This is a genomic window from Hungatella hathewayi WAL-18680, assembly GCF_000235505.1.
Taxonomy (GTDB): Bacteria; Bacillota; Clostridia; order Lachnospirales; family Lachnospiraceae; genus Hungatella_A; species Hungatella_A hathewayi_A.
This window is the reverse complement of record NZ_JH379027.1, coordinates 2,274,364-2,287,742: the sequence shown is the minus strand read 5'-3', so window position 1 is coordinate 2,287,742 and position 13,379 is coordinate 2,274,364. Positions and strand designations below refer to the sequence as shown.

Annotated in this window: 10 protein-coding genes; all 10 read right to left on the bottom strand. The window is 53.6% G+C overall.

Annotated elements, in window-relative coordinates; genetic code table 11:
• Positions 1-162 precede the first annotated feature (162 nt).
• The 10 genes from HMPREF9473_RS10200 to HMPREF9473_RS10155 all read right to left on the bottom strand — a co-directional run bounded on the left by HMPREF9473_RS10200 (position 163) and on the right by HMPREF9473_RS10155 (position 13,339).
• Positions 163-1,599 (bottom strand): four-carbon acid sugar kinase family protein, encoded by a 1,437-nt coding sequence (locus tag HMPREF9473_RS10200; protein WP_006780023.1) that lies wholly within the window; start codon positions 1,597-1,599, stop codon positions 163-165.
• Between the two features lie 15 nt (positions 1,600-1,614).
• A complete protein-coding gene (locus HMPREF9473_RS10195) occupies positions 1,615-1,968 on the bottom strand; it encodes a cupin domain-containing protein (protein WP_006780022.1) in 354 nt (117 codons plus the stop codon).
• A gap of 77 nt (positions 1,969-2,045) precedes the next feature.
• Positions 2,046-3,470 (bottom strand): DUF4038 domain-containing protein, encoded by a 1,425-nt coding sequence (locus HMPREF9473_RS10190; protein ID WP_006780021.1) that lies wholly within the window; start codon positions 3,468-3,470, stop codon positions 2,046-2,048.
• A 1-nt stretch (position 3,471) separates the two neighbouring features.
• Entirely contained in the window at positions 3,472-4,752 is a 1,281-nt protein-coding gene (locus tag HMPREF9473_RS10185; protein ID WP_242830795.1) for an MGH1-like glycoside hydrolase domain-containing protein, read from the bottom strand.
• A 44-nt stretch (positions 4,753-4,796) separates the two neighbouring features.
• Positions 4,797-5,627 (bottom strand): carbohydrate ABC transporter permease, encoded by an 831-nt coding sequence (locus HMPREF9473_RS10180; protein WP_006780019.1) that lies wholly within the window; start codon positions 5,625-5,627, stop codon positions 4,797-4,799.
• Between the two features lie 12 nt (positions 5,628-5,639).
• Positions 5,640-6,518 carry a carbohydrate ABC transporter permease gene (locus tag HMPREF9473_RS10175; RefSeq protein ID WP_006780018.1) on the bottom strand — a complete coding sequence of 293 codons (879 nt, stop codon included), beginning with the start codon at positions 6,516-6,518 and terminating at the stop codon, positions 5,640-5,642.
• Between the two features lie 160 nt (positions 6,519-6,678).
• Complete coding sequence (locus HMPREF9473_RS10170) at positions 6,679-8,061, bottom strand: ABC transporter substrate-binding protein (protein ID WP_006780017.1); 1,383 nt, start codon at positions 8,059-8,061, stop codon at positions 6,679-6,681.
• A gap of 146 nt (positions 8,062-8,207) precedes the next feature.
• Positions 8,208-9,239 (bottom strand): response regulator transcription factor, encoded by a 1,032-nt coding sequence (locus HMPREF9473_RS10165; RefSeq protein ID WP_006780016.1) that lies wholly within the window; start codon positions 9,237-9,239, stop codon positions 8,208-8,210.
• A gap of 7 nt (positions 9,240-9,246) precedes the next feature.
• Positions 9,247-11,103, bottom strand: a complete 1,857-nt coding sequence (locus HMPREF9473_RS10160; protein WP_006780015.1) for a sensor histidine kinase — start codon at positions 11,101-11,103, stop codon at positions 9,247-9,249.
• Positions 11,104-11,215: 112 nt separating this feature from the next.
• On the bottom strand, positions 11,216-13,339 hold the full coding sequence (locus HMPREF9473_RS10155) for a beta-galactosidase (RefSeq protein ID WP_006780014.1): 2,124 nt from the start codon (positions 13,337-13,339) through the stop codon (positions 11,216-11,218).
• Between the last annotated feature and the right edge of the window lie 40 nt (positions 13,340-13,379).

The window sequence follows — 13,379 nt, the reverse complement described above, 5'->3', positions numbered from 1 at the left end:
GCATATCCTTCGGTTTTTCTTTCGCTGCTCCTCGCTCTGCATCCTACGTAGGATGTTAAACATCCTACATTTAATATGGTTTTATTGTACCTGATAATGTTTTTGATGTCTATTGATGTTTTTCACGGTTCTGTATCATTTTATTGTGCATATTGCACAATATCATATCGTCTGCCCCATCAATATCTCCACAGCTTCACGAAGCGTCTCCACCTCTCCCACATTTCCTGGGAAAATGATATAGGGGGTGCCGGGGAACCGGCTCTCCTCTCCCGTCTGCCATACGGGGATGCCGGGTCGAATCTGGCCCAGGACCGTGGCCCGTTTTACCTGAAGGGCTTTCGTCCCCACATCGCTGGAGGTGATGCCTCCTTTGGCTACCACGAATCCGGGTGTCACTTCCAGACGCCCCACTAAAGACTGGACGGCGTCTGAGATTTTCACGGAGCGGACGAGGGCCGCATCTTTCGTGTCGTTCTCCACCGTCAGAAGCTGGCGTCTTGTATAGATGGCAACGGTCTGACCGTTTCGGATGGCGTTGCCGCTGAGAGATAAAATGCGCTCCACCTCTCCCTCCAGGCCGCCTTCCTGCAAAACTAAATCAGAATTCATTTCTATAAAGAGAATGTCCTTTAACTTCTTTAACTCCTCCATCTGCATGGTGGTTTTCTTCGTATGGGAACCGATGACCACGATGCCGCCGGCCGGTGTTTTCAGCGTCACCATCTCCTCACGGGTGAGCAGCGGTTTGTCACTGATATTACCCAGGGCCTTCACGAAGGCCGCCGCCGTGCGGAAGGTGAAATGTTTTCCCCGCTCCAGGGCCCGGTAGAGGGCGATGCAGAACATTTTCACATCGTATTCATCCACGGCATTGACGATGATTTTCCCGAAATCGCTTACGGACATCAGCTGCCCGGTTATCTGCTCCAATTTTCCGGCCCGCAAATCCTCTAGGGAAATGCAGATGACAGAATCCGCCTTATAGGCTCCTTCCGTCTTCTCTTCTATGTAGTCACAGAGGTTGGAGGATTGATAGCCAAAGGTCTTATCCCTGGCAAATTCCGTCTCCCCCGCTGGCACCAGCTCTTCGCCGTATCTCACGTAATGGACATTGTCGATGGTGAAGCGGCCGCCCTCGGCGAAAAAGGGACAGAGAATCTCCCCGTCTATCTTCCATGGATTGCCGGCCTCCTGGGCTTCCTTTAACAGTCTGGTCTCCAGAGGATAATGTCCCCGCAGCGTGGAATCTCCGCGGCTGACAATCAGATACTCCATCCCCATCTCCTTCGCCACCTGGTCCACACGGGCGCCAATCTCCTGATGGGCCTTTGTGGTCTGTTCCACGGTGAAGCCACGGGAGTTGGTGAGAATAAAGAACAGCTTATTCTTCTCCGCAAATCCATCCCGGATGCTCTCTAAGGACCAGTCCGTGTAGACGGACACATCGTGCACGGTCTGCACTCCGGTGGGGTCATCGTCCAGAACGATGATTTTCCGGCCGCTTAACTCCGCTTCCGCCGTCAGCAGCAAATCTATCTCCTGTCTGTCATATGGGGGATAGATGTCCAGCACTGCGGCATTTCTCTTTCCTTCCATGGTTCTCCCTCCTGATTATTCATACAGTACCTGGGCGATAACCACCAGGTCCTCATCTCCCACACAGGCAATCTCGTGGGTGTCACCGGGCATGGCGCCGATAATGTCTCCCGGCTCCAGGAACTGCTCCTCTCCGTTCACCACGTGTCTGGCGTGGCCGGACAGGACCGTCATGGTCTCCATCTCGTGCTCATGGGTATGGCTTCCGATGGTGACGCCTGGTTTCAGGGTGTGGCGCACGTAGGCGCGGCCCTTGCCCAGCATCTCCTCCGGGGCATCCAGGAGACGCTCCATCATCACGGTTCCCTCCCCTCCCATACAGTGCTCGATGGGAATGGGAATCATGTCTTTCTTTTTCTTGTATAACATCCTACATCCCTCCTTTAAATTCTTATTGAAAGTATACAATAGGAACGGGAATTAATCAACTCTTATTATGCTATTTTTCAGATATTCTCCGAAAATGCTTGGTTTTCCTCCTGCAAGAGCAGAACAATATCTGTCGTCTCATCGCTGGGGGACGGAGTTTCCATGATTTCGTCCTGGCCGGTGACGGTTCTGATATAGCTCCTGACGCCGGTGGCCGGGCAGAACCAATAGACTGCCATTGGTTTATCTTTGTAATCCTTTAGCGATAGTTTTATGGTACGATTGGTATAGCTGTATGCCATCAGGTAATCTGGCCCGGCGTACACACTGATGCGCTCATACTTTTCCCCCTGTTGGGACAGCAGGTAGTGGCTGGCCGGTTTTCCGTTGAGGAAGTCTACGGATTCCATCAGGTCTTTCAAGTGCTTCATCTGGGCGCCGCCGGAGTGGTGGATGCCCTCATCCCAGGGGACATTGACCCCGAAGGTTCCCTGCTCCTCCTCCCGGCGCTGGAACTGCATCACGGCGTTGTGGCCGTAGGTGTGGCCGGCGGCTCCGGCGAAGACGTCCCAGTAGGCATAGCGGCGGACGTCGGCGGCCTGCCAGTAGGGCTCGTTTTTATCGTGAAGGCCCTGGAGTATCCACTCGTAGGAGGGCTCGCCGTCCAGTGTGGGTTTGACTGGCATTTTCCCGTAGTCGCTCTCCACATAGCGCCAGCAGTCTTCCCGGAAGCTGCTCTCCGTCTGGCGGTTGTCGTCCCAGGTTCCAAGCACATCCTGGTCATATCTGCGGTGGCCGGACTGGAATAAGTTGAAGTCCAGCCAGGGGGCTTCGTGAAACCACTGGGAGGAATCACAGCGGCCGAAGGGGTGGTAGGTGACGAGGCGCTCCGGGTTATCCGCCTTCATCATGGCTCCCATGGCGTGGAACAGTTCCAGGTCCACGTCCCCTCTCACATCGCCGCCTGCTATCCAGATAAGGTTTGGATACTTGTGGTACCGGTTCAGGACGAAGTTCATGTAGTTCTTCATGTTGTCCATGGTCAGGGAGCCCTCGTCCCGCACGATGCTGCTGCCCCACACGGGGAGAATCCCCATGTAGAGTCCCAGTTCCTCCGCCATCTCTATCACCCGGTCTATATGGCTCCAGAAGGTTCCGTCGATATTCACTCTGGTGAAATCGCCGTCATGAAGGGCGCTGTCCCCCGCCAGGTTCTTCTGGTCCGAGGTGTGAAGGAAGTCGGCCAGGATTACGTTGTATCCCTTCTCCTTCCGGTTTCGCAGATAGCGGTAGGTCTCCTCTAAGTCCAGCTTGTGAAACAGCAGCCAGGCGGTGTCCGCCAGCCAGAAGAAGGGGACATCCCCGTTGACAAAATACCGGCCGTTTTCGTGGACACGCAGGGCGCCATTGTCCCAGGGCTTTTTTGCAGCGCCAGAAACGAAATCCCTTGTCTGTGCTTGACTCTCCACCTGCATTTTACTCATCGTCTCTATCTCAACCATCTCACACCTCCGCTCCCGCTTTCTCCAAATCATCCACCATATTGACGGCCAGCAGATTCCAGTTGATAAACCCGCCGTTCATCACCGGCTCCCCGGTGTATGGGTCGTAGTACTCGTGCATGCATCCCGTCTTTTCCAAATCCCGGCCCAGCAGCTTTAAGGAATTCTCACAGATTTCCTCGGCTTCCGCCCGGTATCCGTAACGCAGCATGGCCTTAAATACCACATAATTGGCAACCAACCATACCGGTCCCAGCCAGTTGGACGGGTTGTTGGTGGCTTCTAAGTTAAACATTTTCTCATCCTTTGCCAGGGTGGCGATGCCGTAATCACAGTGGAAGGTGGTCTCGTCATGGTAATGTCTCACCAGCTCCTCCGCCTGCTCCTTCGTGGCAAAACCGGCATACATGGGGATAAACCCGGACCACACCCGGATTTTGATGGGCAGCGTCTTCCAGAACACGCCCAGTCCCTGGTGGAACCAGTCAAAGGTTCTGGTCCTGATATCCACATCCACGGAGTAGAAGAACCGGTCCCGCTTATCCCAGCATTCCTCCTGGATCACCTGTACCAGACCTTTTGCCTTCCTCTCCCACTCCCCGGCCGTCTCCATATCCCCAAACGACTGGAGAAGCTTCGCATACGCCTGCATTTCCATCACCATAAAGGAATTGAGATAGATGTTGGCGGTGGAGAATTTGGGCCGTCCAAAGGAAGCCGGGTCGTTGTCCATGCCAATCATGATGTCATCGCACCAGACAAACAGGCCCTTGTCCTCCATATAATAATTGCGGTAATAACACTCAAAATACCTCTTCAATCCCTCCAGGTACGGCTCCGTCCAGCCAAAATCCCCCTGAAACTCACTGATCAGGCACATCTGCTGGCACAAAAAGGGCTTGTGCATGTTCATCAGCACTCCCTCTTTGTGTTTTCCGTTTAAATAGGGCTCCGGCCACTCTCCCACCTCGATCATCATGGGAATGTAGCCGTCCTCCAGCTGGTGGTCCATGAAATTCTCCACATTTCCCCTGGCGTGGACCAGAATCTTCTCCCGTATCTCCTCCGGAAAGGTATCCATCATGCCAAATAGTCCGTAGACGGACCAGTAGGTATCCCAGTCCCACACATTCCCGTCATAGACGCTTCCCGGGTCAATGAAGGGGTACCGGATAAAGTCATGGGGCTCTTTTAAAAGAGCCCCCACATGTTCTGCCACATAATCTTTTATCATCCCCGCATAGCGGTTTCTGTCACATTCTGTCATCGTTTTCGTCGTCATTTTCGTCATCCTTTCCGTCCTTTCTCTCACACCGCTCCGGCGCATCAGCCCTTCACGGCGCCTGCCGTCATGCCCTCAATGACTCTCTTGTTCAGAATCATATACAGAATCAGCATCGGAATCACGCACATGGATACGGAGGCGAAAATCGCGCCCCAGTTCTTCGCGCCAAACTCATTCTGGAAATACAGCAGTCCCGTCTGCACTGTCTTTAACTTCTGGTCGCTGATGAAGGTCATGGAGAAAATCAAATCGTTCCATTTAAAGAAGAACTGCAGTACCAGCACGGTGACGATGGCATTTTTCATAAGGGGAACCACCACGTACCACATCAGTTTGTAGATGCCACAGCCGTCAATCACCGCCGCCTCCATAATCTCGTCCGGGAAAGAGCGCAGATATCCGGTGGTCAGCAGGATGGATAAGGACAGTCCGAAGGCCGTGTAGGTGATAATCAGGCAGAGGCGGCTGTTTAACAGACCCATGCCGGAGTAAATCTGGAACAGCGGAATCAGGGCGGTGGCCACCGGAATCATGATTCCGAATTCAAAGTATTTGCCGATAAAGCCCTTCAGCTTCCATTTCATCTTGGTCACGGCGAAGCTGACCGTCACCGTAAACACCACGATGAAGAACAGAGACACCACGGTACAGATAAAGCTGTTCTTGAAGAAGGTGGCCATGTTGCCTCTGGTCCACGCTTCGATATAGTTCTGGAAATAAAAGCCTGCATTCAGCGCGTAGGCCGGTTTGCTGGTCCACTCACTCTGCTGCTTTAGGGAAGCCGTCAGCATCCAGAACAGGGGGTAAACCTCTATCACTACCAGGCAGAATATCACCAGCTTGATTCCTATTGATTTGATTCCTTTTTTCATGGTTTTAACCTCCTATTCTTTGTAGTCAAACTTCCGGATGATGGACGAGCCCACCACACACAGAAGGAAGATAAACAACGCCACCACGCTTCCGTATCCCACCTTGTTGTAGGTGAAGGAAACATTATACATGTACATGGACAGCGACCTTGTGGCCGCGCCTGGGCCGCCGTTTGTCAGGGCCGTGGCGGACTCGAACATTTTCACCGTGCCGGAGAAGCTGAAGATGAGACAGGTGATAATCATGGTGCGAAGCAGCGGCATCAGGATGTAGCGGAACAGCTGAAGGCCGCTGGCCCCGTCGATTCTTGCGGCCTCAATCACGTCGCCGGGAATGTCAAGCAGGGCGCCGTAGAAAATAACGGCGTAGAAGCCCATGGCCACCCAGATATCCATCACGCACAGACTTCCCAGTGCCGTTGACGCCTGCCCGATCCAGGGCTGGACCAGGTTGGTGAGTCCCAGGCTGTCCAGCAAGCTGTTTAACAGTCCGTAGTTTGGCTGGATTTCATAGATTTTCTGGAACAGCTGGCCCACGGCAACGGTCGGCAGCACCACCGGGAAAAACACCAGGGTGCGGATGACATTTTTAAACCGTTTCAACCAGAAGTTGAACAGCAGCGCCAGCAAAAGGCCCATGCCCACCTGGCCCAGCATTACCACCGATATGTATTTTAAGTTGACTACCAGCGATGCCTTAAAATTGGTGTCACCAAACAGGCGGAAGAAGTTGTCAAAACCGCAGAACTCCCACTTCAGTCCCGGTGACCCGGAATAAAACGAATAATACAAGGACCACAATACCGGCAGTATGACAATGCCGGAGTAAACAATTAACGCAGGCACGATAAATACCGCAATGGCCGTCCTGTTTTCCAATACCTTCTTCATAGCGCACAACCTCCTGGATTTTCCCATTCCACAAATGACTGACTGGCATAATAAGGGCGCTGTTCCTCTTTTTAAAAGTTCACAGCGCCCCGTATCTGTTCCGGTTTACCGGATTGATTCTATATTCCCCAGGCTGTTTAAAGCCGGTTCTTTACAGTGATTACTGCGCCATATCCCAGGCTTCCTGGATGGACTTCATGTAATCCTCCGCTGATAATTCTCCTGTCAGCAGGGTCTGGATTCCGTCTTTTGCCACGTTCTGGACTTCATTGCCCATGGTAGCCTCGAACCAGGTAAATGCACTCTGGGCGCTGTTGATAGTATCGAGAACCATCTGGGTGTATCCGCTTGCATTGTCGGTCTCCACGGTGTAGTTGTAGCCCTTTACGCTGCCCTGGATCTCCATGGCAAGGTCGCCCATGTTCTCCACAAAGTATTTGATAAACCAGCCGGTTGCCTCGTCATAGTTCTTCTGGCCGAAGGCTAAGATGTTGCCGCAGTTCATGGACCAGCTGTTCTCATCGCTGATGGAAGCATCTACCACCGGTACGTTGAAGAATCCGATTCCGTCTTCGCCTGCCAGGTTCTGGGACGGGTCATTTAAGTTGCTGGTGAACCAGGAGCCGGTGTAGAAGATGGCGGACTGTCCGGTCAGCAGCATGGAGCCTGCGGTGTTCATATCCACGGTGTTCACGCCCTCGCCGAAGTATCCGGCATTGGCCCAATCCTGAATCTTCTGCGCTGCTTTCACGTAATTCTCATCGGTGTATTTGGCGGTTCCCGCATCGGCGTCGGCCATGGCGTTTGGTCCGGCGATTCTCACCAGATAAGCGTTTAACAGACGGGTTGCACCCCATTTGTCAGCGGCTCCACAGGAGATTGGCTGGATTCCGGCAGCTTTCAGTTTAGCCAGAACCTCCTCAAACTCGTCCCAGGTCTTTGGCACTTCACAGCCGGCCTGCTCAAACAGGGCCTTGTTGTACCAGAAACCTTCCACGTTCATGCCCAGCGGTAAATCATAGATGTCTTCCGTTCCGGATAAGTTCTTTAAGGAGGATACGGCTGACGGGTTCATGGAAGCTTCGCAGTCAAAATCTTTTAATACCTGGGAAACGTTGACGATTTTCCCGGCGTCAATCAAGTCCACAATCGGTTTTCCTGACTCGTAGACGAACATGTCCGGCAGGTCGTTGGAGGCCACCAGGGTTGCCACCTTCTGTCTCAAGTTGTCTGAGGAAACCACCTCGTAGTCCCAGGTGAAGTTTGGATTGACTTCGCTCTGGTATTTCTCACACAGGGCTTTTAACAGCACGCCGTTGTCGTTGTCCTCGGCCCAGATGGATAAAATCTTCATGTTTTTTGCCAGCTTCGGGTCCTCGGTTCCGGATGGCTTCACTGAGTCGGCCGCCGCGGTTGTGGCTCCTGCCTCCGCCTTGGCGGTGGTCTCTCCTCCGTCACCGGTTGTCGTCTTGCTTCCACAGCCTGTCAGTAAGGATGCCGTCATGGCCGCTGCCAGAAATCCTGCTAAAACTTTTCTCTTCATTTCTTTGTTACCTCCCACACGTTTCTCTTGTTTTTGTTTGATAGGTACATTTTAGCAGAGATTCACGGAGCCGGATAGTCAGTCATTTCTTTGGTTTTGTACACTTTTTATATGTATTGTCTGCTCATATCTGAATTTTTGTTCATTTAACCACGTTTTCTCACGTGTCCCTTGTATTCGTTTGGCGTTATGCCCTGATGTTTCTTGAAAATCTCGCAGAAATAGCGGTAGTTGTAATAGCCCACTTTTTCGCTGACCTCCGTCACCTTCATGCCCTCGTCCAGAAGTTCCTTAGCCTTCTTGATTCTTAAGTCCGTTAAATATTTCACATAGGTGACGCCCACCTCGTTGCGAAACAGGATGCTCAAGTAGGCCGGGTTCATGTTGACCAGCATGGCCAGCTCGTTGAGGCCGATGTTGTCGGCGTATTTTTCGTCGATGAACTGTAACAGCTTCTGGATAATCCGGTGGTTGCTGCCCACCTTTTTGCCCTGGAGATGCTCGCTCATCTTGCGGATGATGTTCATGCAGAATTCCCCGCACTCCTCCGGATTCCGCCATTTTTCCATGTCGTGGCGGGTAATCTGGCAGGAGACGTCCGGATTGCTCTCCCGGAATATCTGCACCAGCATGGACATGATTTTGTACATTTCCTGGCGGTACTGCTCGAATTCGGGAACATTTTCCCGCAGGATGAGAAGCAGGTGTTCCATGGCTTCCTCCAGGCCGTCGGCCTTTCCCATCATAACCAGATCTACCACCTTGTCGGTCTCCTTCACCACCCGGTTGTAGGCGTACTGGGGCGGATTGCTCTTCTTCTCCACCTCCTCCAGCACCTCCGCAATCTTCTGCATGGTGACCGGCTTGTCGATGTAGTCCACCACCCCCAGGGTGATGGCCCGTCTGGCATATTCAAATTCCGTGTAGCCGCTGATTACCACATAATAGGCTTCCGGAAGAAATTCCTTACAGCTCTCGATGAGGGACAGGCCGTCCAGTCCCGGCATGCGGATGTCGGTGATGACAATGTCCGGCCGTTTGTCCCGGATGACGTCCAAGGCTTCAATGCCGTTGTAGGCAAAGCCCACCACCTCGCACTGGAGCTTCAGCCGGCTTATGATGGCTTTGATCCCCTCCACCACGATATACTCGTCGTCTGCTACTACCATTCGATACATATAACAATTACCCCTCTTTCTGAATGTCAAGCGGAACCCGGATGATGACTTGTGTTCCCTCTCCCGGTCTGCTCTCGTAGCGGATGCCCGCCTCTTCCCCGTAGAATAAGAACAGCCGCTCCTTGATATTTCTCACGCCATAGCCCTCTTCCAGCTGGCTCATGTCGATGATTCCCACCCCATTATCTTTGATTTGGAACTCCATGTAGCTGATTTTTGATGTTTCTTCCCCATGGCCGTCATCCGGCTGGTCCGCCAGATGTCCGCCCTCTGAAGGCTCCACCAGGCGCCCGGTCAGGCGGATATAGCACTCGTCCCCCATCTTGGGCTCCAGGCCGTGGTAGACGGCATTTTCCACCACCGGCTGCAGGATGAAGGTGAGGATTTTCTGCTCCATCATGGATTCCTCCACGTCAATCTGAAGCTCAAACCGGTTGTGGTAGCGCATGTTCTGGAGCTTCATGTATGCCTTGATTTTCTCAATCTCGTCCCTCACCTCGATAAGCTTCTCGCCCCGGTTCAAGCTGAGTTTGAAGGTGTCGGACAGGGCCAGCACCATCTCCGCAATCTCATCCGCCTGCTCGATCACCGCCATGAAATACAGGGAATCCAAAGTGTTGTAGAGAAAATGCGGGTTAATCTGGGACTGCAGCAGCAACAGCTCCGCCTCCTTCTCCCGGATTTCCGAGTGAAGCAGCTTCTCGTGAAGGTCCAAGTTGTTGTTGACCATGTTCTTAAACTGGGTGCCGATGCGGCCTATCTCCGTCTCGTCAAACTCCTCCTCAATCTGGAATTTGCCCTCGCTGACCACGTCAATGTTCTTCTTTAACTGCTCTAACGGCCTTGTGATAATGTTGGAAACCCTGGAGGCAAACAGGTAACAGACGATCATCATGGCGATACACACCAGGAAGGTAATCCAGCCGATGTAATTGCTGTCATGGCTTAACTCCTCCCTGGCTATGACGTTGACGACCTCCCAGCCGCCCCGCTCGTTGTGGACCTCGCTGAATAAGTACCGGCCGCTGTGGCCACTGATGTAATCCGCCACGATGGTCGGCTTCATCTCCGTGCCGCCGTGGAAATACACCAGGTTTCCATCTGGATTTCCCCCGGAGGTGGCCTGGTTTTTGTCCATAATCATGTAGCGGTTTGTGACGTAGCCCTCGTCCGCTCTCCCGAAGGCGGACAGGAAAATGCTTTTCTTGATGTTGAACACCACATAGCCCATGTCCTCCCCGTCCTCCGTATTTTTCAGAGTTTTGACCATGGAGAAGGTCTCGTTGTTGTCATCAAAGAGGACGTTATAGCCGTAGAACAGCTCCTTTCCCAGCTCCTTATCCGACTGGGTGACCCAGTCCATGGAGAGGATATCGGTGTCTCTGTGATACTTTAACATTTTCCCGTTCTGCATGGTCAGCTTGCTGTAAAAGTAGATGTTGCCGGTCTTGTGGATGGCCACGATGCTCTGGATGTATTTGTTCTGCTCCGCCAAATCCCGCATGATGTGGTTTAACACGATGTCGTCACGGCTGGAGAAATAGGTTCCCGTCCTCTGCTCTCTGGTGAAAATGTTTTTGAATTCCTGGTTTTGCAGCAGGGTTCTGGAAAGCTCCACCAGGTTCTGGAGCTGGATGTCGATAATGCTGCCGGACACCTCCAGGTTGTGCCGGTGGGAGTTCTGGTAATTCCGCTCCATGGTCCGTTTGGAGAACAGGAACGTCATGCCGCCAAGGAGGGCGGCGGCGATGATGGAACAGATGAGCATGGAGGAGAGAATCTGCTCCTTGATGCTTCTGCGCTTCCACGCCCTGGTCAGGCGGATCTTCCATTGATTTTTTTGATTGATGCGAAACTGCTTCATCTGTACTCCCCCTTGAAATGGCTGGTGTTCCGCACGGTGGCGGGACCCTGTTGTGCAAAACCGGTTATGCAAAAATAAGGAAGACCTATGCCGGTGCTTCCTTATTTTCCTGTTATCCGATTACGATAAAATCGTTCGGCTTTAATGTGAGTTTCTGTTCCAGCTGCTGACCGCTTAAAATGTCTGTTTTTCCCTCCGGAATGGAGACGGTGGTCTCCTGGCCGGAGAAATTGAACAGGTAGTAGATCCGGGTGTTGTCACGGATCCGGCTGACTACCTGGATGCCCTCATGGGGCGGTATCTCGTCCTTCCACTGGCAGATTGGGGACAGGAGATGGTCGAAAAGCGCTCTCCAGTCCTTATCCGGAAGGTCGGTGCCGATGTAGACGGCGCTGCCGGCTCCGTAAGGATGCTGGGAAATGACGGCGCTGCCGGCTTTGTAGGTTGTGGTGTAAACGCCTAGGCTGGCGGCTTCGCCGGCCAGCAGCTCGCTCCAGGCGTTATCGGTGGTGACAATGGTACCTCTTCCGGGTACTGCATTCTCCCCCAAAAGGCTGCTCCGGGCGTCATCGGAAACAGTTCCATCGACAGACATCCTGTCACTGCTGGCGTCTGGCCGCAGGTCCTGGCCGTCCAGATGGAGTTCCAGGCTGGCGCGGCTGGTCTCAAATACCGGCTCCACCTCCTGGACAGTGACTCCGAACACCTCCGTCATATTGGCTGGCAGAGGGCTGGTGTAGCCTACGTTGTCCTCATTTTTCACGCTGGTTAAAAAGGTGGAGATGAGGAGGCCGCCGGATGCCACGTATTCCTTCAGCGCCCTGGCCCGCTCCTCGCTGAGAATGATGGAGGCGGGCAGAACCAGCGCCTTGTATCCGGCCAAATCCGCCGGTCTGCTGTCCGAGGACAGGACGTCGGCGTGAATTCCGATGCATTCTAAATTGTAATACAGTTTCCGGGCAAAGTCCAGATATGTGAATTCCGTCTCATTGACCGGCTTGATGTTCAGCGCCCAGTGGCTGTCGTAGTTTAACAGGATTCCCACCTCGGAGGGGAAACCGGCGCCGGCCAGCGGTTCCAGCTGTTTTAACAGGGCGGCTGTCTCCTGCATTTCGTAGTAGCGGCGTCTTGGGATGCCGTCCATGTCCACGATGGCGTAGTTCAGCTGCTCCGCTCCCACCGGGAAGCTGCGAAACTGAAAATGAAGTATCAGCTCCGCCCCCTGGGCGAAGGACTGGACGACGGCCTGTTTTAAGGCTCCGGGATTCGGCTGTAAGCGGCCGCTTCCGCCGAAGCGGTGGCCGCCGCCGGACATGAATTCCAGCACCCAGAAGGGGACACCCGGCTTTACCCCGCGTCCAAAGGCGTAGGGGAAGGAATCCACCCAGGCGTCCCGCAGGTTTGGATAGTAGTCAAAGGCGTAGCGGTCCAGATTCTCAAAGCCCTTGTAATAGTCAATGCTGTTGGTGGCAAGTCCGGTTCCGTTGGTGGTGACCGGATAGCTGGTGTGGGCTTTTAAGATGTCCGCCTGAATGTTCTGGAATTCGATCTGGCACTCGCTGGAAAACCGCTCAAATTCCAGGCGGACGGTGGGATTTTCGTAGAAATCCCGTATCTGCGTCTGGGCGCCTGGTTCTATGGCATTGACCGGCGGGTGAATCTGGGTGAAACCGGTGTACTCCTGGGACCAGAAGATGGCGCCGCTGCGGCGGTTGAAGGTGTGGATATCACCGTATTTTCGCTCCAGCCATGCCTGGAATTTCTTCTGGCATGTGGGGCAGGTGCAGCGGCCGGTTCCTTCCTGGGCCAGCTCGTTGTCTATCTGGAAGCCTGCTATGTAAGGGTTGGCGCCGTAGTGGCGGCCGATGGCCGTGGCGATGGCGGCGCAGTCTTCCCGGAATTTCTCGTGGTTGTAACAGCCGTGGCGGCGGCCGCCAAAGGGGCGGCGGACACCACGGTTATCCTGATAGAGCATATCCGGCCACTGTTCCACCATCCAGGCCGGCGGGCACGCCGTGGGCGTTCCCACGATGGTGCGGATGCCGGCATTTCCAAGCTCCTCTATGACAGGATCGAGCCAGGTGAAATCATATCGTCCCGGCTCCGGCTCCATGCGGCACCAGGAGAATTCCCCCATGCGCACGGTGTTGATGCCGGATTCCTTCAACAGCTTAATATCCCAGGCAAGGTCCTCTTTCGTCTTGTGCTCCGGGTAATACGATACTCCATATAACATCTCTGTCAGTCCTCCAATGTATGATTGAGGTATTGCATCT